At 36.2% G+C, this 22,823-nt stretch carries 23 protein-coding genes; 4 read left to right on the top strand and 19 right to left on the bottom strand.

The features are described 5' to 3' along the window. The first annotated feature begins 1 nt into the window (after nt 1). Nucleotides 2-574 carry a beta-class carbonic anhydrase gene (locus tag JEM45_RS10850; protein ID WP_026867218.1) on the top strand — a complete coding sequence of 191 codons (573 nt, stop codon included), beginning with the start codon at nt 2-4 and terminating at the stop codon, nt 572-574. A gap of 58 nt (nt 575-632) precedes the next feature. On the opposite strand, the gene map is transcribed toward JEM45_RS10850, so the two are convergent. The 3 genes from map to JEM45_RS10835 are packed head-to-tail and all read right to left on the bottom strand — an operon-like array spanning nt 633 to nt 3,123. Next, nucleotides 633-1,388 carry a type I methionyl aminopeptidase gene (gene map / locus JEM45_RS10845; RefSeq protein WP_198687493.1) on the bottom strand — a complete coding sequence of 252 codons (756 nt, stop codon included), beginning with the start codon at nt 1,386-1,388 and terminating at the stop codon, nt 633-635. 48 nt (nt 1,389-1,436) lie between these two features. Further along, the gene (dinB, locus tag JEM45_RS10840) at nt 1,437-2,510 is read right to left on the bottom strand and encodes a DNA polymerase IV (RefSeq protein WP_198687492.1); all 1,074 of its coding nucleotides are present in this window, start codon (nt 2,508-2,510) and stop codon (nt 1,437-1,439) included. Between the two features lie 49 nt (nt 2,511-2,559). Then, nucleotides 2,560-3,123, bottom strand: coding sequence for a DUF3267 domain-containing protein (locus JEM45_RS10835; RefSeq protein WP_198687491.1), 564 nt, complete (start codon nt 3,121-3,123; stop codon nt 2,560-2,562). 73 nt (nt 3,124-3,196) lie between these two features. On the opposite strand from JEM45_RS10835, the gene JEM45_RS10830 reads away from it, so the two are divergent. Further along, nucleotides 3,197-4,237 carry an NAD(P)/FAD-dependent oxidoreductase gene (locus tag JEM45_RS10830; protein WP_198687490.1) on the top strand — a complete coding sequence of 347 codons (1,041 nt, stop codon included), beginning with the start codon at nt 3,197-3,199 and terminating at the stop codon, nt 4,235-4,237. 358 nt (nt 4,238-4,595) lie between these two features. Here the strand turns inward: JEM45_RS10830 and JEM45_RS10825 are convergent, their stop codons facing one another. The 6 genes from JEM45_RS10825 to JEM45_RS10800 all read right to left on the bottom strand — a co-directional run bounded on the left by JEM45_RS10825 (nt 4,596) and on the right by JEM45_RS10800 (nt 9,314). Then, the gene (locus JEM45_RS10825; RefSeq protein ID WP_026867223.1) at nt 4,596-5,105 is read right to left on the bottom strand and encodes a hypothetical protein; all 510 of its coding nucleotides are present in this window, start codon (nt 5,103-5,105) and stop codon (nt 4,596-4,598) included. A gap of 96 nt (nt 5,106-5,201) precedes the next feature. Continuing rightward, a complete protein-coding gene (locus JEM45_RS10820) occupies nt 5,202-6,224 on the bottom strand; it encodes a lipoate--protein ligase (RefSeq protein WP_198687489.1) in 1,023 nt (340 codons plus the stop codon). 14 nt (nt 6,225-6,238) lie between these two features. Next, a complete protein-coding gene (locus tag JEM45_RS10815; RefSeq protein WP_198687488.1) occupies nt 6,239-7,102 on the bottom strand; it encodes an SIR2 family NAD-dependent protein deacylase in 864 nt (287 codons plus the stop codon). A gap of 14 nt (nt 7,103-7,116) precedes the next feature. Continuing rightward, nucleotides 7,117-7,884: a protein-ADP-ribose hydrolase gene (locus JEM45_RS10810; protein WP_198687487.1), complete on the bottom strand. Its 768-nt coding sequence runs from the start codon at nt 7,882-7,884 to the stop codon at nt 7,117-7,119. A 71-nt stretch (nt 7,885-7,955) separates the two neighbouring features. Next, complete coding sequence (locus JEM45_RS10805; RefSeq protein WP_026867227.1) at nt 7,956-8,288, bottom strand: glycine cleavage system H family protein; 333 nt, start codon at nt 8,286-8,288, stop codon at nt 7,956-7,958. A gap of 18 nt (nt 8,289-8,306) precedes the next feature. Beyond that, nucleotides 8,307-9,314, bottom strand: coding sequence for an LLM class flavin-dependent oxidoreductase (locus tag JEM45_RS10800; protein WP_235678869.1), 1,008 nt, complete (start codon nt 9,312-9,314; stop codon nt 8,307-8,309). Between the two features lie 176 nt (nt 9,315-9,490). On the opposite strand from JEM45_RS10800, the gene JEM45_RS10795 reads away from it, so the two are divergent. Beyond that, the gene (locus tag JEM45_RS10795; protein ID WP_198687486.1) at nt 9,491-10,678 is read left to right on the top strand and encodes an NADH-dependent flavin oxidoreductase; all 1,188 of its coding nucleotides are present in this window, start codon (nt 9,491-9,493) and stop codon (nt 10,676-10,678) included. A 93-nt stretch (nt 10,679-10,771) separates the two neighbouring features. Here the strand turns inward: JEM45_RS10795 and JEM45_RS10790 are convergent, their stop codons facing one another. From JEM45_RS10790 to JEM45_RS10770, 5 genes are all read right to left on the bottom strand, one after another. After that, nucleotides 10,772-12,346: a Vga family ABC-F type ribosomal protection protein gene (locus tag JEM45_RS10790; RefSeq protein ID WP_198687485.1), complete on the bottom strand. Its 1,575-nt coding sequence runs from the start codon at nt 12,344-12,346 to the stop codon at nt 10,772-10,774. A 520-nt stretch (nt 12,347-12,866) separates the two neighbouring features. Next, nucleotides 12,867-13,253 (bottom strand): OsmC family protein, encoded by a 387-nt coding sequence (locus JEM45_RS10785; RefSeq protein ID WP_026867231.1) that lies wholly within the window; start codon nt 13,251-13,253, stop codon nt 12,867-12,869. Next, nucleotides 13,246-13,665 carry a VOC family protein gene (locus tag JEM45_RS10780; RefSeq protein ID WP_026867232.1) on the bottom strand — a complete coding sequence of 140 codons (420 nt, stop codon included), beginning with the start codon at nt 13,663-13,665 and terminating at the stop codon, nt 13,246-13,248. Before JEM45_RS10780 ends, JEM45_RS10785 begins: the two co-directional genes overlap by 8 nt. Before the next feature lie 85 nt (nt 13,666-13,750). Next, nucleotides 13,751-14,179: a RidA family protein gene (locus tag JEM45_RS10775; protein ID WP_198687484.1), complete on the bottom strand. Its 429-nt coding sequence runs from the start codon at nt 14,177-14,179 to the stop codon at nt 13,751-13,753. Continuing rightward, nucleotides 14,176-15,420 (bottom strand): pyridoxal phosphate-dependent aminotransferase, encoded by a 1,245-nt coding sequence (locus JEM45_RS10770; RefSeq protein WP_235678867.1) that lies wholly within the window; start codon nt 15,418-15,420, stop codon nt 14,176-14,178. The genes JEM45_RS10775 and JEM45_RS10770 overlap by 4 nt, the downstream gene beginning before the upstream one ends. 118 nt (nt 15,421-15,538) lie before the next feature. On the opposite strand from JEM45_RS10770, the gene JEM45_RS10765 reads away from it, so the two are divergent. Further along, nucleotides 15,539-16,495 (top strand): LysR family transcriptional regulator, encoded by a 957-nt coding sequence (locus tag JEM45_RS10765; RefSeq protein ID WP_198687483.1) that lies wholly within the window; start codon nt 15,539-15,541, stop codon nt 16,493-16,495. Nucleotides 16,496-16,534: 39 nt separating this feature from the next. Here JEM45_RS10765 and JEM45_RS10760 read toward each other — a convergent pair whose 3' ends face one another. The 5 genes from JEM45_RS10760 to JEM45_RS10740 all read right to left on the bottom strand — a co-directional run bounded on the left by JEM45_RS10760 (nt 16,535) and on the right by JEM45_RS10740 (nt 22,777). Further along, nucleotides 16,535-17,815: an aminotransferase class V-fold PLP-dependent enzyme gene (locus JEM45_RS10760; RefSeq protein ID WP_198687482.1), complete on the bottom strand. Its 1,281-nt coding sequence runs from the start codon at nt 17,813-17,815 to the stop codon at nt 16,535-16,537. Between the two features lie 98 nt (nt 17,816-17,913). Continuing rightward, nucleotides 17,914-19,323, bottom strand: a complete 1,410-nt coding sequence (rlmD, locus tag JEM45_RS10755) for a 23S rRNA (uracil(1939)-C(5))-methyltransferase RlmD (RefSeq protein ID WP_198687481.1) — start codon at nt 19,321-19,323, stop codon at nt 17,914-17,916. 99 nt (nt 19,324-19,422) lie between these two features. Further along, on the bottom strand, nt 19,423-20,457 hold the full coding sequence (locus JEM45_RS10750; RefSeq protein ID WP_198687480.1) for an NAD(P)/FAD-dependent oxidoreductase: 1,035 nt from the start codon (nt 20,455-20,457) through the stop codon (nt 19,423-19,425). A gap of 12 nt (nt 20,458-20,469) precedes the next feature. Then, the gene (locus JEM45_RS10745) at nt 20,470-21,429 is read right to left on the bottom strand and encodes an ABC transporter substrate-binding protein (RefSeq protein ID WP_198687479.1); all 960 of its coding nucleotides are present in this window, start codon (nt 21,427-21,429) and stop codon (nt 20,470-20,472) included. Between the two features lie 127 nt (nt 21,430-21,556). Continuing rightward, the gene (locus JEM45_RS10740; RefSeq protein ID WP_198687478.1) at nt 21,557-22,777 is read right to left on the bottom strand and encodes an iron-containing alcohol dehydrogenase; all 1,221 of its coding nucleotides are present in this window, start codon (nt 22,775-22,777) and stop codon (nt 21,557-21,559) included. Nucleotides 22,778-22,823: the final 46 nt, after the last annotated feature.

The following is a 22,823-nucleotide window of genomic DNA, read 5'->3' as shown; positions in this document are numbered from 1 at the left end:
GATGACTTTATTAGAAGAAATATTAAAGGCAAATGAAGCCTTCGTCAAAAACGAGGAATTCAAAGCCTATAAGACAGATAAGACACCGAACAAAAAAGCAGTGTTTTTAACTTGTATGGATACACGCTTATCTGAACTTGCTACAAAAGCATTTGGATTAAAAAATGGTGATATTAAACAGCTGAAAAATGCTGGTGCAGTCGTATCTCACCCATACGGATCGACTATGCGCAGTATTTTAGTTGCCGTATATGCCTTAGGCGTTGATGAAGTATTCATTATGGGCCATCATGATTGCGGTTTTGGTGCCTTAAAACCAGATCCTGTAATCAAAGAAATGAAAGATAGAGGTATTTCTGAAGATACCTTTAATACTTTAGATCATTCAGGTATTGATGTGAGAGACTGGCTTAAAGGTTTCGATAGCGTTGAAGAAAGTGTGACTGAAACAGTCAACAACGTGAAAAATCATCCACTCCTTGCTAAAAGTATTCCAGTTCATGGTCTAATTATGGACCCAGAAACAGGAAAAGCAGACCTCGTCATTAACGGCTATGAAAAAGTAGAAGAATAGATAAAGAAGCACCTAACATCATTGTTAGGTGCTTCTTTTTGAAAAGAGGATTTTAACTTTAATCTTCAATAAGCGTCAGTAATTTTGGACCTTCTTTAGTCACGAGAACTGTATGTTCTTTTTGGGCAACATAGCTTCCATCTTTCGTTTCAAAAGCCCAGTCATTTTTACCATCTGAAACGATAGTCGCTTTAGATGAAATAAATGGTTCTACTGCGATAACCATGCCCTCTTTTAGAATCGTTCTATCAGTTGGATCATAATAGTTCATTATGTGTTGTGGCATATCATGTAAGCTCTTACCTACACCGTGTCCAGTTAGATTTTTAATGACTGTCAGTTCATTTTGTCTAGCGGTATTAAAAACTGCACGGCCAATTTGTGAAACTTTAGCACCTGGCTTAATTTTCTTCATTGCTTCCTCAAATGCCATTGCTGTCACATCAATTACTTTTTGTTTTAATGCATCATCCGCTTCACCAGCAATAAATGAAATACCTGTATCTGAATAATAACCATCTTTAACAGCAGAAATATCGACGTTTACGATATCCCCGTCTTTAATTTTACGTGGACCTGGGATGCCGTGTGCAACCTCTTCATTGATACTTATGCAAGTATAGCCAGGAAAATCATATTCACTTATTGGGGCACTTTTCGCACCGTATTTTTCTAATTCCTTGCCTGCAAAGTCATCAAGTTCCTTAGTCGACATGCCAACTTTTGCATGTGCTACCGTATCTTTTAAAACACGCCCACAAATCTGGCCAATCTCTTCTAATTTTTCAAGTTCTTCTTTTGTTTTTACAATCATGTTTATACCTTCTTACTTTTAGTCTTATTTATTATTATATCAAAGATGCTACAAGATAAAATCATATATGGTCATGTTTCTATAGAGTCTTTCACTGAGATTTGATGCTGTCACTCCAATTAATCGTATCGGTACATCTGCTTCTTTCACTTCGTGATAGAGATTATATGCATAATGATATATATCATCTCCAGAGGAAACTGGATCAACCGTCATCATCTGTCTTGTATGAGTTTCAAAATTAGCAGTTTTAATCTTTACAGTGATAACCTTAGCCACAACACCTTTTTCCTGTAACCGTGTACTTACTTTTTCTGATAAAGTCTCTAGTACACTTAATATTTCAGTGTCATCATTTCTGTCATAATTAAAAGTGGTTTCTTTACCAATTGACTTTCTTTCTCTTTGGACGCTCAGTTTATTCGTACCGATTCCACGCGCCTTATTATGGAGACTTTCGCCTCTTTTGCCAAAGTTTAAAATTAATTCACTCTTACTCTTATCATATAAATCTTTGCCTGTTTTGATTCCAAGTTCATGCATCTTTTCTTCAGTCACTTTGCCCACTCCTGGGAACTTGCCAATCGGCATAGAAAACAAGATTTCAAGAACATTACTATAATCAATAACAGTCGTTCCCTTTGGCTTATTCATTCCCGAAGCAATTTTGGCGAGGTACTTATTATATGAAATCCCACTACTGGATGTTAAACCTGTCTTTTCAAAGATCTCACTTTGTATCTTCAAAGCGACCGTTCTCGCTGACTGGGTCTTGTTTACAAGTTCAGTAATATCCAAATAAGCTTCATCTAAACTTAAAGGTTCAATATCATCTGTATAGGATAAAAAGATCTCCCGAATTTGTTCAGATATTTCCTTATATCTCTCAAATCGAGGATGAACAAATACGCCGTCGGGACACAGTTTATGGGCAATCTTTGTGGGCATTGCTGAATGTACACCAAACTTTCTTGCTTCATATGAAGCGGTGGCCACAACACCTCTATTGTAAGACTGACCACCGACGATGACAGGTTTTCCTCTTAAATTTGGATTATCATTCTGTTCTACTTGTGCAAAAAAGGCATCCATATCAATATGAATGATTCTTCTCTCCATCATCCTCACCCAAATATATTATAGCAAATACAGAACAGATGTTCTATAAAGATTACTCAGCAGGTTGTGATTCATATAGACTCATTCCCACTTCTGTATCTATCGCATTTTTCAAATGCTTATGTTTGAGTATGAGATAGGCATAGTAAAAATCACCAGCACAGGCACCTGCGTGAATTGCGATGTAATATTTATAAGCAGGATTAGGGAGCGTAAACATCATAATTACCATAATCGTTGTGATAATAAGAAATGGCATTAGGATAATAATTAAAAATTGAAGTCTTGTATAAACTGTCCCAGGTGAAGTGGCATAGGCCATGCCTGCTTTAAAGCCAAAGTTCACCTTAGCAGACGGGTTAAATAATTTAAAAAATAGTCCATGTATACTTTCGTGAACAATGATAATTCCTATAAAAAGTGCGATAATAATAAGTACTGCAACAGCTAAACCAAATCTTTCATTACCAATCAGTGCACTACCAGTAGGATGGATAATCAATCCCTCAATGAGATAACAAATAATAAAGGCAAGTATTGCGCTGATAATTTGAATCCAAGAAATGTGTTTGAGCGCTTTTTTATCTTGGAATATATTTAATTCTAACTTATCCATTGAAATCCTCTTTCTATAAAATATATATGAAACATAACATAAATTTACCTTTAGTTACACAGGAGTGGTTAACATGCATTATACAATAATAGGTGGTGGACTAGCTGGTGTGTCGATCGGCTATCACCTAGTTAAATTAGGCAGTCAGGTGACAATCTATGACAGGAATGATGAAGGTCAGGCTACCTTTGCTTCAGCAGGCATCGTATGTCCATGGATCAGTCAACGTAGAAATAAAAAGTGGTATCGACTTGTCACAAAAAGTGCTTCCTACTATCCAAGTTTTATAAAAGAATTAGAAACAGACAGTCAACTTTCTACCGGCTATAAAAACTCTGGTGCGATATGTCTATTTAAGGAAAATATTTTTGACAAAACTGTCAAAAGAATTAGTCATAAAGCAATCGATAATCCAGATGTCGGCAAAGTAAGAATATTATCGACCGATGAATTAAATCAATTACACCCTGCCTTGACTGATCAATACCCTGCTTTAATCGTTGAAGGCGGTGGCCAAGTAAGAGGTAAAAAATTATTAGCTGCCTTAAAAGCTGGCTTTTTAGAACACGGCGGTGTGTGGAAAAATGAATCGTACAAAGAAGATGATGATAGTTTTAAAATTTATGCTACAGGCGCATGGGGAAAAGAACAAAGCTACAAGCCAGAAATTTCTCATCAGCGTGCGGAGATAATGTACTTTAGATTAAAAAATCAAACTGTTGAACAGTCTCCTGTCGTCATGGCACTTGGCCCGACCTATATCGTACATTTAGAAGATAATGAATACGTTATAGGGACAACACATATCGATACTGATTCATTTGATTGTCAGCCCACAAAAGAGAGCTATGACTATTTGGAAAGCGAATTATACAAATACTTTAAAAAAGACGAAGTCGAAATTACTCAGATGGGAGTCGGTCTGAAGCCGTATACTAGGGACTATTTACCGTTTATAGGTTACGTTGATGACAATACCTTTGTTGTTAATGGTATGGGATCAACCGGATTAACTGCAAGTCCCTTTGTCGGACGTGAAGTCGCAAATCTCCTTCACGGAAAGCCGACGGATTTAGATTTATCCGACTATTCCTATATAGAAAGTGAAACTTAAGATTTTTAATTTTTTTCTTGAGTGTTGTATTCAATCCTAAAAAAGGCTAAAAGTCACTTTATCAGGACTTTTAGCCTAAAATAATGTTCTCTAATTAACAAAAAACATCACTACAGCATAGATATAGTAAAGGAAAAACACAGCGTTAATAATAAAAACAATGAGCCATATTCTATCTTTACGATATCTATAGTTTACATATGAAAAAATAAAACCAAGTATAATAAATAACACGTTTAAAATAAGTACTTGGCCGCCGTCTAAGAATAGAGGCAGCACTAGTACAATCAAGGGAATCAATATGCACAACACTCTCAACATTTACTGCCTCACTCCATTCATTCTTTTATCTTATATTTTACCAATTTCGGTGTAACAATTTGGCAAGATGGTAATCTTCTCTTTTATATAGTTTATACATAAAGTACATTAGTATAATTAAACACGTTTCTATATCAGATGTTTCACCTGTATAAATCTTGTGATCATTCATTGAACCAAGGAGGTCATCGTCTCTATACATCGTTAAAGTGACTTCCTTGTCATCTTTAAATATATAAGTAGTATTGTCCACTACCCCCTCGACATGAAAGTTCATGAAATTACGAAGTTTACGTTCTTTTAAAGTGTAATGAACACCCTGATATTCAACGGTATATTTTGCAACATTCAAATCTTTGAATCGTCTATTCTGCAGTCCAAGTAGAATTTCAGTTCCACTTTTATGTTTAAATCCATAAGTATTTTTATCGTCGCACCCAGAAATTGTCGTGGCAAATATATCCCCGATAAGTTCATTTTTTTCATTCAAAATCGTCACACCTTGGCGCTGTTCTTGATCGATAACTTTTGCATATAACTGCTGCACAAAACACCCTCCTGTCCACTCTAGTTCAGTTAATATTAGTTTACCATAAGTATAATGAAAAAGAGTATCCCCATATTTTGGCGATACTCTAAAATCTTAGCTTAATATTAAATCTACGATTTCTTCTTTTGTAATTTTACCAATATAGTAATTTAAATCCACATCACTTAATGCCTCTAGTAATTCCTCTTTAATCACGCGTGTCCCAATCAAGGCATTTTCAACTACAGATATGTCACCTTGACCAAAGAAGTCACCATAAATTGAACACTTATCAATCTTGCCACCTTCAATTTCTAAAGATATGTCTAAAGTGCCGGCTTGTGTTCTCGCATCCCTATTATATGAATAACGAGGGGACTTTCCGTAGTTCCAATCCCAATTTTTGTACTTTTCTTCTACAAGTTTATCTATTCCTGCCCAATCTTCATCTGTTAAAACGTAGCGTTTAGCATCTTTCACATCATCAATATTTAACAAGCCTTTTATGACTAAATCTTTAAACTCCTCAGTCATAATATCTTTATATTCATCTGCTAAGTGATCTCTTAGAGTCGTCACTCTAGCCTCTACTGATTTTATGCCTTTTGACTCAATCTTCTTCTTGTTTGGATTGAGTGATTTCATCATCGCTTCAACATTGATATCTAATAGTAATGAGAACCCACCATATACACGACCATTTGACATCGTCATGGCACCGCCTGATATCTTTTTCCCATCGATAACTAAGTCATTTCTGCCGCTTTGTTCTACTTTATCTATACCTAAATCGTTTAAAAATTTAATGACTGGTTCATACATTTTTTTGTAATCACCGTAGACTCCTGTATCTTCAGATACTAAGAAACACACATTTACAGCTCCGTCATCTACTAAGATCGCGCCACCACCTGTATCTCTTCTAACTAAAATAATATTATTCTCATCGAGATAGTCTTGGTTTACTTCAGATACTGTATTTTGGAAACGACCAATTTCAATTTTTGGATTACAGTAATAAGGGAAGATGATACCTTCATCTAAAAAGATATTGTTTTGAACATAAACTTGCATTGCAAGTGCATAGGCACCGTCTTTTATATACTCACCATTTCTATAAGGTTCAATTAAATACATTACTCTATCTCCTTTTACTTATTAGCATTTAGTATTGTCTTTTGAATATCATCAGTTAAGAATACTGCTTGAGATCTTATATTTTCAGGAATACGATATTGCTTTTGATTCATTACAGCATATAGAGCTTGATCATTAGTTCTCGTCTCTCGCCAGAATGGATGCTTAATAAATTGAGGCGTAGTATGACCGACGCCGATTTCTAAGAATAATGTTTTTTCTGTATTGTGTGCCTTTAAAAAATCATTATAATCATCGCGACGTTTATTAAAGTATTGATCTTCAACCATCCCTTTTTCAGCCGTACGTTTGTTTTTTTCTAAGGGTGCGTGACACTCCGGGCAACGTGGGATAAGCTCTGAAGGAATTTTAAGATCTTTTTGTTCTCTTACCATTTTTCTAATCAATTCATCGTCACGGTAAGTCTTATCATGACAGAATTCTGAGCACTGCATACGCACATATTCACCTTGGTAATAGATGACTTTATTCATATCATAACCAGCTTTATAGAAAGCATTATCAGCATTTGTCGTTATCACTCTATGGGCTTTATGAGCTAATAATTCTTTTAAGGCAAGATAGCCTTCACCAACACCTTGGTCTAAGTAATTCAACAAAATAAAACGGCTTTGAAATGCCCAATATTCTTCCCAAGAAGGAAATTTTTCAAGGCTAGCTTGTAACATATCTAACCACTTATATTTTTCTATAAAATCAGGGAAGTTACGTGTAAACCGTTCACCGGTATATGTGAATCCATCTGATGCAGACATACCAGCTCCGATTCCGACTACAACCGCATCTGCTTCTTCAATCAATCCTTTTAAAGTACGACTTTCCTCTTCTGTCGTTTCGAGCGTACGCCAAATTGACATCTTCTTGTGCTCCTTTATTTCAAGAGATTTTCATATGTATTATAGGCTTCATCATCAAAGACGTTAAAGACTACTTTTATATTAGAATCCTCATTTGTTTTATATTCTTTTACGGCTTCAATTGCCGCTTCTGCTGCTTCTTTTTTAGGATAACCAAATACCCCTGTTGAAATACTACAGAAGGCTATACTTTCTATGCCTGTTTCTTCTGCAACTTGTAAGCAACTCGTGTAACATTTCTTCAATAGGTCTCTTTTTAGTGGAGACACCTTATTGCCTGTGACAACTGGCCCAACAGTATGCAAAATATATGAGGCAGGGAGATTGTAACCATCAGTGATCTTTGCTCGCCCGACCGCTTCTTTACGGCCCTGTTTAGCGATTATTTTTGCACAAACAAGTCTAAGTTGTAGACCCGCTTTAGTATGAATAATGTTATCGATACAGTTATGATTTGGAATCAAACAACCAATCAAATCTACATTCGCAGCATTGACAATTGCATCTATTTTCAATGTAGTAATATCACCTTGCCATAAATATAGTGCATCATCGATGGGTTCTAAGTCTTTAAAATTTACAATATTTTCTTTGTTATAATCTCTTAGAAACATATCTTGAACGTCTAAATATTCACGACTAATTTTCTTGGCTGGTCTTTCATTGGCAAGTCCTCGGTACATTTTAAATCTTTCTTCAAATGACTTCGGAATTACCTGCTCCTCTCCTTTTTCTTGTAGCATATATGAAATCAAAAAATGTAACCGTTCTGTTTGGTTCATCATATTATCACCTAAAAAAAAAGCCTACATTCAAAGTGTTTCTATGAATGCAGGCCCTAATATTATTTTACTTATGCATCGGCCAATGCGTTAAATTCTGCTTCATCCACACCTGTAAGTTTAACAACCCAGCTCTCTTCTGGTTTAGCTGAATTTAAAAGTGTTGGCTCATCTGTAGCTTTGTCATTCACTGCTACTACTTTACCTGCTAGTGGTGACGCTAAATCTAAGACTGTTTTTGAAGCTTCTAATTCTAATAGTGAGTCATTTTTCTCAATTTCTTCTGCTTTTGTAAATTCTACGAAACCAACTGTTCCGATATCATCTTGTAGTTCTGGTGTCATGATTAATGTATATTCTTCACCATTTTTTTCAACCCATAAATAGTTCGCAACTTTTCTCATCGTAGACCATCCTTTTATTTATAATTTATATATTGAAGCTATCAATTCCAATGCTCTATGTCGATTGTTAACTCCAGGCATTAAGGGGATTAATAGCAGTTCATCTGCATCGATTTTCTCTATGAGTTGATCGAGCTGGTCTTTAACGCTTTTAGCACTACCTACTACCATTCTCGAACGATTCGATTCCAGACGTTTCACTTCTTCTACAGTATAAGTGTATTCTTCTGCAGTTTCAACCGATGGAAACCTTTCAAATTCACTGAAATTCATTTTACCAAGTAACCATAAATCTAAAGCCTTCGCCATATGTTCAGCCGCTTCATCTGTATCTGCAACAACGACAAATGGTGAGATCATCACCGTAGGCTTTGCCATCACTTTGGATGGTATGAAATTTTCTCTATACCTCTCAACAGCGAGTTTTCCAACATCAGCCTTATCTATCGAAGCATGTGGAAATAAGCCAAAAGTATAGCCAATACCTTGCCGTGCAGCAAGTTCAGCTGATTTAACGCTTGTAGATAATACCCACATTTCTGGATTACTTTCACCGAGTGGATTCGCCCGAACATTATTAAAACGGTGTTCTTCATCATCTTCATTACAGAGAAATTTCTGAATATCTGAAATATTTTCTTCATATCTCTGTTTTCTAGGTCTATATTCATTCATTGCTTTATTTACTTCTGGTGTCCCGAGTGTATTTCCAAAACCTAAATCTACACGCCCCTCATAAAGGTTTTCCATAACTCTGAAATTTTCAGCCACTTTTAAAGGACTATAATGCGGGAGCATCACACCACCTGAGCCAACTTTAATTCGTTTCGTTTGGCCTAAAATATGCATCATCATCATCTCAGGGCTCGAACTCGCAAAAGCATTTACGTCATGGTGTTCAGCCATCCAGAACCTGTAAAAACCTAAATCTTCTGCTTTTTGGGCAAGTCTGACCGTCTCCTTTAGAGCAGTAGTCGCATCTTGACCTTCATCAATCACTGCATAATCTAGCAAGTTTATTTTCACTATTTCCACTTATCCTTCAAATACAATATATGTTAATCATATTAATTATAGCTAGGGTAAATTTTATCGTCAATTGAGTTGTTTTACGAGTAACTTTAGAATCATTACTTTGATTTTTATGCTATAGCACATTAATATTAAATTAAGGAAATGAAAATGTACGAAGGAGCTATACTATGAACAAAAAGTATTCACCCTTGTTTGAACCTCTGAAGTTACCAAACGGTAGTGAGCTTCAAAACCGTTTTGTACTATCCCCAATGATTACAAACTCTTCTACACGGGATGGTTTGGTTACTAAAGAAGATGAACAATATCATTTAAGAAGGTCGACCTCAGCACCTATACAAGTTACTGGTGCTGCCTACATCGAACCCTATGGCCAGCTCTTTGAGTATGGGTTTTCAGTAGCAGATGACCGAACAATTCCAGGACTTACAAAACTCGCAAGTGCAATGAAATCAAATGGAAGTAAAGCCATTCTTCAATTAACTCATGCAGGCCGGTTCGCCAATACTGCGATTATGGATTTGGGTGTGGTTTATGGTCCGAGCTTTATGTCCTTAAACACACCTATAAAACATCAGGTTTTACCGATGACAAAAAGAAAAATTGAACTTGTAATTAGAAATTATGCTGATGCAACCAGACGGGCAATTGCAGCTGGTTTTGATGGCGTTGAAGTATCCGCTGCTCAGCGTCTACTAATTCAAACATTCTTTTCTAAATTTTCCAATGAAAGAACGGATGAATATGGTAGTGATTCATTAGAAAACCGTTCAAGATTTGGTCTAGAAGTAATTCGAGCAGTTTCAGATGTAATTGATGAAGAAGCTGATGAGAATTTTATCTTCGGATTTAGAGGTACACCTGAAGAAACACGTGGAAACGAAGTGGGCTACAGTGTAGAAGACTTCTTGAGTTTCGTAGATGAGATTGAAAAGATTAGAAGACTAGACTACCTTGCCATCGCCTCTTGGGGTCGCAACATTTACCAAAATGAAGTGCGTGCTGAAGGCCAATATCAAGGTCAGCCTATCAATAAAGTCGTTTATGAACACGTTAAAGGCCGAGTGCCAATGATGGCAACTGGTGGTATCAACTCTCCAGATAAAGCCCTAGAAGCACTCGAGTATGCAGATATGGTCGGTGCCTCTAGTCCCTTTATCACTGAGCCGGATTTTGTAGCAAAACTACAAAGCGGTGACGAAGATCAGATTGATTTACAGTTTACTATCGATGAACTGGATGACCTCAAAATACCTGAAGCAGCCTTCAAGGATATTGTAAAAATGATGGATTACGGTGAAGGTCTCCCAAAAGAAACACGTGATGAGTTGAGACGGTTAGCAGAAGAAAAATGATATTGATTGTTATTTGCTGGATTTCGAATTTAATTCGAGGTCCAGCTTTTTTTGGTTGCTGGTAGTCGTTTTATTTTCGAGTTCTTGGTTTTATCAATCATCATACTCTAACTGCTTTTTCTCCTTGAGAAGGTCTTGAAACTCCGCATCTAATTCCTCTGATGGCTCAATACTCAATCTTGCCAACACATCTGCGATTTTATTGTGTAACAGCATCAATTTTTCCTTTTTGAGATTCCGTTTTGTTGCCGTATTTCTATTTTCAAATTCAGTGAATGTCCCATCGAACACTATAACCTGTCTATCTTCAATCGAGAGTATTTGACTGGCAACGTTCTTTAAAAGCGTCCGATCATGACTAACAAAAATGATTGTTCCTTTATAAGATTTCATTAATGCTTCCAATGCTTCTAATGAATTAATATCAAGAAAATTCGTCGGTTCATCCAATACCAGCACATTGACGTCACTTAAAAATAGCTTAGCCAAGGCGACTTTCACCTTTTCTCCCCCACTTAAGACACCAACTCGCTTAAATACATCATCTTGCCAAAAGTGCATTCTCGCCAGGACGGTTCGTATTGTTGTTTCATCTTGGGAGGAGCTATCTTTCACATTATCTAGAATACTTTTCTTCTCGTTTAATATAGTCAGATGCTGAGAGAAATATGCTATTTTCACTGCAGGAGATACTGTTATCTCATTTGAATCATTTAAAATTTTATTGATTAAAGTTGTTTTTCCTGACCCATTCGCTCCAATAACCGCGACCTTTTCACCACTCTTAATATTGAAGCTAAAAGGTGACCATAATATTCGTTCACCAAGATTACCTGTTACCTTCTCTCCTCTAATAATGATGCGGTCTTTTAAAGCTTCTTCATTATACACTTGCATTTTTATAGGTGCTTGAACTTCAGGTTTCTTCACTTCTTCTAGTTGGTCTAAGCGTGATTCTAGAGCTGAAGCTGTTTTTCTTAATTTCTTTTGCTTTTTAGCAAAATACGGCTTTGCCCCCATTTGACTCGCTTCTGAATTTGATACTCTTTTTGGTGCTTTTGTTGCCCGTGCTGCTTTTGCTTCCTTCTTTTTAATTGCCTCTTCTAGTTGTGACTTTTTCTTTTCATACTTTTCGTACTCTGCCATTTGGTGACGTTCTACCTTTTCCTTCTCTTCTATAAACGTCTCATAGCCACCATGGTAAACTTCAATTTTTTCATCATTTATTTCCCAAATATCAGTACACATTGCTGATAAAAAATCACGGTCGTGAGAGACGATAATCATTGCTCCAGACAAGCCGTTCAATTTTTCTTTCAACCAATCGATATGTTTAAAATCTAGATGCGTTGTAGGTTCGTCTAATAATAATAAGCCGGCTGAATGATTAATTGCCTGTTGTATATAGCTTTGAGTCATTTCACCCCCACTTTTTTCATCGTCAATTTCCTTTATCTGAGGTACGAGTTCAACCGTCGTTTTTCGATCAATCGTACCTTCTTCTGGTGTAATCGTTCCTTCTATAATGCTTAGTAAATTAGTCTTACCCCTGCCATTATCACCAACTAAGCCGATAATTTGATTATCATCTACATGTAAGTGATTGGCTTCAAACAGTAAGCGGTCTCTGACATAATGTTTTAAATTCATAATTTCAAGTAACTGCATAATATCTACTCCTTAAATGGAGGCATAAAAATACCTCCTATCTCTATATAGAATAGGAGGTATCCACACATTGAGATGATTATAGATAGGCAGACAGAATTCACCCAACTACACACCCAAACACAAATATCGAATCCAATCCTATTCTAAAAACAAACACAACAAATAAGCATTCAATATAAATACTTATTCACTTGCGTGGTTTTTGGTTAAATAGGATTAGATCTTCATGTGATTGGCTCACCTCTTTCTTAGATTGCTTACAGATTAACATCCGCTTAAAATACTGTCAACAACGCTTATTGATTTACCTCATTAGTGATTACTCTTTAACAGTAAACTTTATTTTGACCTGAGAGCATCATACGGAACACCCTCATCAAACAACTGAATATAATATAATAATTCACTAGTTGTGTGCACTATATTCGACTTCAAAAAAATACTCCCCTTAAGTTTTCACTTCATGAAGTGAAAACTTAAGGGGAGGGACATCTTTTAATTAAGATGTGGACATCTTTTAATTTGAAGTCACATTAACCGGTGCACCATGTTCAATGGTATTACCAATCGTGCAACCACGTTTTGCAATTAGGACTAATTTTTCCTTAGTCGCATCATCAATATTACCTTTAAATGCAATATCTACATCAATTCTTTCAAGTCTTGATGGGCTTGTATTAGCTTTTGTAGCTGATGTTTTAATTTCATATGAGTCAACTTCAATTTCTCCACGATCTAGTACAGCATCAAGCGTCAGTGCCATACACATAGCAACTGAACTTGTAATGTAATCAATAGGACTATACCCTTCAATCACACTGTCCTGTGCGGCACCTGCCGTCATTACATTTTTGTCATTTGTAATTTCGTGTACCTGATCTTTATTTTTGACTAATTTAATCATTATGCATTCTCCTTTTTGTTATTTCATTCCAAGTGATTAATTCCCAAGTTACATCGTCCAAATCTTTAAATATAGCTGAATACCCCCATTCATCTGCCTTGCCCTTAGAGATGATTTTACCTCCATGTTCAGAAGCACTTAATATTATACTATCCACAGTTTCTCTCTTTTCAACATTTTGACTTAAAATAAGACTAGCTGTACTAATAGTTTCCACATCTTGGTCAGTCATTTCAGCGAAACTTTCAATTTCACATAAAACTAAAGACAAGTTATTACGAAACAGTATAGCAATATGATTTTCACCTTCAGAAATATTGTCTTCTTCTAATTTAAAAATTTTCTTATAAAATAAAGCAGCTTCCCCTAGGTTTTTTACAGGAATTGTGACAATATCAATGTTTGGTTTCAATCGTATCACCTCTTTGTTATTAACCTCATTATAAATTTTCTAATCTAAATAAAAAAGCACAAGGCTCTGAACCTTGTGCTTTCATTTATTTACCTACCCCTATAACTAACTGAATTTCCACAGGTGCATTTCCTGGTAAGGACTTTACTCCAATGGCTGCTCTTGAGCCGATACCAGCCTGTCCCAAGTTATTAAATAAGTAGTCAGAACCAATATCTGCCACTTTAGAATGTGAAGTGAAATCGTCATCTGCATTGACATAAACAGTCATAGATAAGACCTGTTTAACTACTTCATCATCACTAACCAAAGCCATCGCTGCACTATATGCATTGTCTATGGCTTGTAAGATTGCTTCTCTATAAGATTCTATTGACTCAGTGTGTAGAATTCTCCCACTTTGAATAAGCTCTCCGTTCTTTCTCGGTGTCATTCCTGCTGTTGAAATAATATTTTTAAATCGTGATGCTGGCTTATAGTTACCTTGTGGAACTGGCTTATTTAATTCACTCATTTTCTTAATTCCTCCACAACTTGAATAATGCGTTTCATTGCTTCCACTGCAGCTTGATGATCTTGTGAGAAGTTCACTCTAAAGCTAGAATCAAAGCCTTTCCCAAACTCTGTTCCTGGAGTCACTGTTACCCCTGCTCTTACTCTTAATATTTTAACGAATTCAGCTAATGATACTTTAATAGCTGGAATTTCAGGAAACAGATAACTTCCCGCTTCTGTTGGACGAACTTTAAAGCCATCTGCCTCATTTAAAACTTTCACTAAATCATCTCTTATTGCCTGATGACTCTCAATTCTATTCTTCATCCAACCATTTGGCTCATTAAACCATAGTTTTAGTACAGCTTGATTGTAGCCACTTGCCCTTAAAGAAACAATTGCTTGGAGTTTTTCCATACGTTCGATAATTTTTGCTGATCCAAAAGCGACACCTAAACGGTAACCACTTAATGATTCTGTTTTAGAAGGCCCAATGATTGTAATGACATTTTCTGAATTGATACCTTCTTGTGTAATCAGATGTATATAGTCTCTCCCATCGAACAACTGACGCGAGTATAGCTCATCGACAATAACAGCAACACCATACTTTTCTGCTAAGGCCGTAATTTTTTGAATTTCATCCTTAGAATATATGACCCCAGTTGGATTATTTGGATTAGAGAATAAGAAAGTTTTTACACCATTCTTAAATGCCTCTTCAAGTTCATTTAAGTCTAAACCCGCTTCTTTTTCATTATCAAAATAATTTAATTGTACGGGAACAAGTTCCCCATCAAAAAAGTGCACCAATTTTCTATTGGCGAAATAATCCGGGTCAACAATTGCCACCTTATCCCCACGTGCAACTAAAGCACCCATAGCAAGAAATAGTGCGCCTTGGGTCCCAGGAGTGATGAGTAAGTTACTGTCCGCTTCCATCTTCCATCCCGTAAAGTCAGTGAGCTTACTCGTAAGATCTTCACGTATATCTAAGCTACCACGATATTCTGTATATGCTTGCTGTCCTCCAAGTTCAAACCCTTCATTAAAAGTTTCTTGAACACCTGGAATGGGCTCATGTGCATCGATATCTCCATGTGAAAAATCAACCGGTGTACCAGGAATTTTATCGATATCAAACGAGATTTCATCAATACTTTGTCTGACCTCTTGACCAGGCGCAAATTCTGCACCTAACTTTGAAAACTTATCTTCTATAGATGACATTTCAATCACGCTTCCTTTTTTATTTTGCATAAAATATTAATCTTCTCTATAGTTAATAATGTTAATAGATAAAAGCCTGGATGCCCAATAGCTATAATCTATAATGGTATATATTTCTTGTTATAGTGCGTTAGAAAGGAATGCTGAAATGTTAAAAAGTATGGATTATGTGTATGCAGTTTACTTAAATCAAAGTTTTTCAAAAGCGGCAGAAGCTTTGTACATTTCTCAACCTGCCCTAAGTGCTGCAATTAAAAAAGTTGAGGTTGAAATTGGCACACCTTTGTTTGATCGCCGAACGAACCCAATCAGTTTAACAGAAGCTGGTCAGTATTATATAAACTCTGTAGAAAGAATTATGCAGATTGAAAAAGAGATGCAAGATAAGTTTAAAGCATTAAGTGAGAAGAACAAAGGTATTATTAACATTGGTGCTGCTTCTTTTTTCTGTACATATGTCCTACCTAATCTTATTCAAGACTTCGAAGAAAAGTATCCACAGTACACAGTGAATTTACTCGAAGCCAATGCAGATGATTTAATGAAATACTTAAAATCAGGTGTGGTAGATTTAATAATAGATGTAGAAACTAAAGGTGAACATTATCACTATGAGTCTCTTATTTGGGCAGAGGATGATATTTTACTCGTTGTTCCAAAAGCATCTCAGATTAACGAAGCACTGATTAATTATCGATTTACATATGATACTGTCAGAAGTGGTGAATATCACAAAAATGATGACTTAAAGGTAAATTTAGATGCTTTTAAAAACGAGAAATTCCTCCTCTTAAGAGAAGGTAATGACATGTATAACAGAAGCATGAAAATGTTTAAGAATGCTGACTTTAAACCTAAAGTGTCAATGTATTTAGACCAGATGCTAACTTCTTTTCACATTGCCTGTAAAGGTGTTGGTCCCGCTTTTGTACGAGCAGGTTTGACCAATTATATTGATATTAGTGATGACGTCTATTTTTATAAACTGAATGATGTAAACAGCTACCAAAATATAAAGTTGTATTATAAAAAAAGCATTTCATCGTCTGAAATCAGTCGGGACTTAATTCGATACTTAGAACAACATAAACCAAAGACAATATAAACAGGGCTTAGGATATAATCCTAAGCCCTGTTTTAAATATTAAGAGTTTACAATCTTTTTAGTCACTTTTAAGAATGTCAAAATTTCTTCTTTAGACTGGCAATGCATGGGTGATATTCTTATCGCACCATCCATATCAAACGATTCGAGCATTCTTTTAGAATAAATACTCGATGCAACTCTGTCATATACAATGATATTTTCTCTTGAATATAAGTCCACAGCCACATTGTAATCAATACCTTCAAGACTTATACCGACTATAAAATCACGTTTGGATAAGTCTTCATAATCCAGATGTACAGTGACCCCATCTAACATTCTTAGGCCATCTACTGATTCAGTGCCATCTAACAGTATCTGCAGTAGCGCCCTTTCGTGTTGAGATATTGCCGTCATTCCTGCTTCGTACAAAGAACGTCGGTCTGACGTATTCGTAAATTTCTCTCCCAACCAACAAATATAATCGACAACCGCACTGATAGCAGCATAATGACCAGGTGTCACACTACCAAGTCCAAGTTCTTCATCACTTTTCCCAAGTAGTCTTTGATGTGGTAAATGAGTTGCACGGTCTGACACGTAAGCAAAACCTACACCACGAATACCGAAGAATTTATAAGGTGCAAAATTAATGACATCGACAACTGTCTTTTCTAAGTCAATTAAACCATGAGGCGCATGTTGAACAGCATCTATAATTATATAAATATCAGGCTTAATTTTCCTAGCTTCTTTAATGATCGTCTCTACATCTAAAATGCCGCCAGATATATTTGATGCATAGATGAAATTTAAAGAGATTGTATCTTTATCAATTAACTTTGTAATCTCCTCGACATCGACACCACCAGTGATTTTGTTTGTCGGTGCAACACGGAGTTCCTTTCCAAACTTATCTGCATAAAATTGAGCAGCATCATAAAGTGAGGGGTGCTCCAAGGCCGTCGTTACAATATTAGTCCCTTCAACATGTTCTGCTACTACACCTGTTAGATTAAATATTGCCTGTGAAGCCGTATAGTATGGTACGATAGCCCCATTTTTCGCATTGAAGATTGTTCTGATATCGTCAATCCCTTGTTTTTCAATATCCGACAAATATACAGCCGTCCTATGTTCCCTCATCGGATGGTCAGGAATTAAATCTATTTCAGCAAATCGCTCATTTGCAAGCTTTAAACGAAATGATCCTCCTGCATTATCTAAAAATATCCTAGCCTCTTTTGTTAAAGGATCAGTATCGATGTAAGCAAATTTCTCTCTAATTTCTCCCAGTAACTCTGAATCTAATAGTTTCCCTTCTGCAACATGACTCATTGTAAAAACCCCTTTTAAGTTGTTACATTTATTGTTAGGGAAATTTGAATGAATCACAAATACTAATAATCTATATTGTTATATGAAAATTTTTATACTTAATTCATCGTTGCTTCAGAAGTCTTCTCTAGTAAACTCACTACTTCAACATGCGCTGTATGTGGAAATAAGTCCACAGGTTGAACTTGTTTTAACTCATAGCCAAACTCACGGAGCCAAACAATATCATCAGAGAATGTTTCCGGGTTACACGATACATATGCGACACGCTCAGTACCAAGTCGACCAATTCTTCTCATAACCTTACCACCTGCACCTGAACGTGGTGGGTCTAGCATTAATAGGTCTGGTTTACCCCATGTTTCTAATACTTCGTCCATACCTTTTCTTGCATCCTTTGCAAGGAAGTACGTGTTATTGATGCCATTATCTTCAGCATTTCTTTTAGCTGACTCTATAGAAGTTTCTACAATTTCAATTCCTGCAAGTTCTTTCACTCTCTTAGCGAATGGTAGTGAGAATGTGCCCACGCCACAAAATAGATCAATCATTCTCTGATCTTCTGTTGCTTCTGCCATCTCGATTGCTAAGTCAACTAACTTTTCAGCCTGTGTTGGATTTGTTTGGAAAAAAGTATCGAACCAGATTCGATATTTATAACCATACATAACGTCATATATATAGTCTCTACCAAATAATGTATAAGTATCTTCTGATTGTGTACGGTCAGCCATATCTGTATTGACCATCCACATCATACTTTTCACGTTTGAAAATTGTGCTGATATATCAGCTACTAACTCGTCGATTTTATCTTTTAACTCACCATCAGGTGTTTCTGTCGCAAAAATAGCCAACATCATCTCTTTTGTTTCTTGAGAACGTCTGACCATCAAGTGTCTCAGTAATCCTGTATGATTCTCTTTATGGTAACCTGGTAAATTGTACTTACGTGTCCACTCAGATACAGTCAACATTGCATTCACCATATCCTTATCTGCAATCAGACAAGTATCTAAGTCGATGACTTTTCTAAAATTACCAAGTTCATGCATTCCTAATTCACCGTTCTGGCCGAAGGTGAATTCCATCTTGTTACGGTATTCAAATGGATTTTTTTCCATACCAATAGCATCTTTAACGATGTTTTCATCAAAACCATTTCTCTCTAACTCACGCTTCACGTAATTCGTCTTCTCAATTAATTGTGAATTATACGTCCAGTGCTGCCATACACAGCCGCCACAATGCTCGAAATGAGGACAAGGTGGTGTAATTCTATTTGGGCTTTCTTCAATAATTTCTTTCGGCATCACTGTGCCACGTTTTCTCGTCGGATTCGGTACATCAACAAGTACCTTCTCACCGGGAATCGTTTGTGGAATCGTCAATTTGATTTGACGCGGTTTATGTCCTCCGTTATCTCGATACGCTACCCCTCTACCTGAGCCCTTCCTATCAAAGTCATTGATCTTTACTTCAAATGTTTCTATATGATCATTATTCATTTTTGCCACTTCAATCGCCTCACACTTATATTCGTTCATACAATTTTACTGATAGACTAGAGGACTTGCAAGCGAAAAAAAGATGCCCACAAGGGCATCCTAATCTTCATACATAATTTTTCTATTCTTCTCTTTAAATCGCTGATTGTGCGATGACACCATCGCGTATTGGTTTGCTTCAGGATCTAAATGTGTCTTAGCGTTATTTACAGCGTTAACCGCATCTGCATATGCACCAGCAATAAGATTGACCTTCCCTTCGTAACGTATGCAGTCCCCTGCAGCGAATATTCCTGGTACATTTGTTAATCCAGTGGGTGCAGCCTTAATATAGAAATCATTTTCTAAATTTAGTCCTAAATGATTTTCTCTAAACAAGAGGTTATTTTGATCATAGCCATGGTTAACAATAATCGCATCAAAAGTTTCCGTTGTTTCTTCACCAGTAACCTTGTTCTTAATATCAACAGTTTCAAGGTTATTTTCACCGCTTACCCCAGTGACAATCGATTGAGTACGAATTTTAACACCATTCTTCTTCAAGCGACTGACCTCTGCTTCATGAGCGGTCAAATCATCACCACGGTAGATCAAGTTGATTTCTCCTGCGATTGGGGTTAAATCATTAGCCCAGTCTACTGCTGAGTAGGAGCCACCTGTAATTAACACTTTTTTACCTTTAAAGCTCATAATATCTGGTACTGCATAATGTAAACTTTTACCTTCATAACGGTCAGCATTTTCAACATCTAGTTTAACTGGCTGAATCATGCCACCGCCGCCTATGGTAATTATCACACTTTTAGAATAATGTTCTTCTCCAGATTCAGTGGCAATCGTAAAGTAATCATCAGTATCCTTTTTAATATTTGTAACAATGGTATTGAGCACTACATCCGGATCAAAAGTCAAACCTTGTGCAATAGACTTTTCAATCAGTTTACCTGCTGGTAATGGCTCCGTTCCTCCAATATCCCAAATCATTTTTTGTGGATAAAGATGTACCTTTCCGCCTAACCTTTCCTGGCCATCTATAATCTTCGTCTTCATTTCACGAAGTCCTGCGTAGAAGGCACTAAATAGTCCGGCTGGACCACCGCCAATCACTGTAACATCATATATATTGTGTGACATTCCTTACACTCCTTAATTTGTACCCAATGCTTCTTCCACATCTTCAACGATCAAGCTATTCGCAATATATCCACTATATAACCAGCTGTTTCCTTGCTCTAATTCATACACATTACCGTTTTCAACAGCAGGTATATTTTGGAACACATTATCAGCTAATGCTTTTTCACTATCCCCTTCAGCATCAGCAATGAAGAAAATATGATCGACATCTAATTCTGCAAAACTTTCAAGTGAAGCTTCAATCCAAGGTGTTTCGTTATCCGCTGATAGCTCTTCAACTAGGTCTGGTGCTGTCAAACCTAAATCATTATACAGCACTTCACCACTTGACTTGTCTTTGTTAGAAATAAAGAATGAACCGCCAGTGTACCATACAGCAATTGCAGACTCATTATTTACCTCTTCAGATAATTCAGTAGAAGCTTGATCTACAAGTTCGTTATATTCATTAATCTTTTCTTCGGCTAAATCTTCCTTACCAAATACTTCTGAAACACGTGTCAAACGGTCTCTCCAATCATCATATGAGCCACTGTCTACAACAAATGTTGGCGCAATCTTAGAATAGCTTTCGTATTTGTCACCTTCTACAGTATCTGCAGAACTGATGAGTAGTAGATCTGGCTCTTCAGCTGCTACTGATTCAAATGGTAAGTCAAAAGGCATTAATGGTAATCCTTCAAGACCTTCATCTTGTAAATAATCTTGGACACTATCTTCTCCAACTGTCCATTGAGCAATTGGTGTTTCTTCTAGCGCTAGTAAATCATCTTCTAAATATGTACCAATTATTCTTTCTGGATTACTAGGAATCGTTACCTCATTACCTGCATCATCTGTAAGGACGCGCTCCTCACCCTCTTCTGATGCACCTTCCTCAGATTCATTTTGTGCAGTATCGTCACTAGTATTTGAACATCCAGCTAAAAAGATAGATACACCTAACAAAATCGAAAGTAATTTCTTCATTATTTTCCCTCTGTCCTATTATAATATTGATAATCATTATCAATTAAATTTTATGCTTATTACACTATAAAGTCAATAAAACTTTAGAGTAAGGCATGATTTATTATTAATAAAAAAAAAGAATAGCTTAAGCTATTCTTCTTTCACTGATAAAAACGCGTTCAAGCAATCCTTGAAAATCATCTTTATTAAACATGACAGGGACTGGATAGTAAGGATTCGCTTCTTTATATGCAAGTTTAGCTAAGAAACCAACTTCTTCTTTAGCTAATGCATTCAACGGCATTTCAATATTCATTTTTTCATTCAACTCACGGATTTCATGAATAAATTTTTGCGCGCTTTCTTCAATTCTATCCGATTCTTCTGAAACGCCTGCAATCAGTGCAAGTTTCGCTAGTTGACTGTTAATTTTACTACCGTACTTCTCTAATACATAAGGCATTAAATAAGCCACTGCATGACCATGTTGGATTTTATATTTTAACTCAATTGAATGACTCAAGGCATGAATATTACCGAGTCCAGCTCTTGTAAATGCCTTACCAGAGAAATAAGATGCTCTTTGCATATTTGTTCTTGCTGTTATGTTACTACCGTCCTGGTATGATTCATATAAGTTTTTGAAGATTAGTTCCACTGCTTCTTCACTTAGTATTCTCGTTTGCTTATTGGAATTTTGGCTAATATAAGCTTCAACGGCATGCACTAAAGCATCCATGCCTGTATAAGCTGTCATCTCTCTTGACAGACTTATCAGCAATTCAGGGTCTAAGACAACTGTTTTCGGCATGAGCTTAGCGTCAGTGATCACGAATTTATTCTCACCAGTTTCATCACTGAGTACTGCACTGTTTGATGCTTCACTTCCAGTTCCTGCTGTCGTTGGTACTGCAACTAAGTAGGGTAACTTATTTTTCACTTTCATAAATCCTTTATACTCACTTAGATGTTCCATATTATTTGTGGATAAAACCCCAGCACCTTTGGCACAATCTATGGCAGAACCTCCACCAAAACCAATGATTGCTTGGCAATTCTCTCTTAAATATAAATCTCTTGCCTCCTTAGCATGTGATACTGATGGATTTTCTTCTACACCTTTATAAATATAGTAAATAATATTCGCCTCATTTAAAGACGCTAGAAGTGAATTAAGAAGTCCAGCATTTAATATTTTTTCATCTGTGACAATCAGTACTCTATCTATGTTATCATCTGCCATTTTTGGCGCTAATTTTTCAATACATCCGGCACAGTTAAGAACCGATTCAGGTTGCCAATTAAATAAAGGTGCCATACTTTTTAATAAGAATTGATATGCTCTACTATAAAACCTTAAAAACATGATTATCTTTCCTTTCAAAGCGTCTAATCACCCGCTTATTGTCACA

Source organism: Jeotgalicoccus sp. ATCC 8456, from assembly GCF_016313225.1.
Classification (GTDB): domain Bacteria; phylum Bacillota; class Bacilli; order Staphylococcales; family Salinicoccaceae; genus Jeotgalicoccus; species Jeotgalicoccus marinus.
The sequence above is the reverse complement of the archived record's forward strand: the minus strand, read 5'-3'. Positions and strand labels throughout refer to the sequence as shown.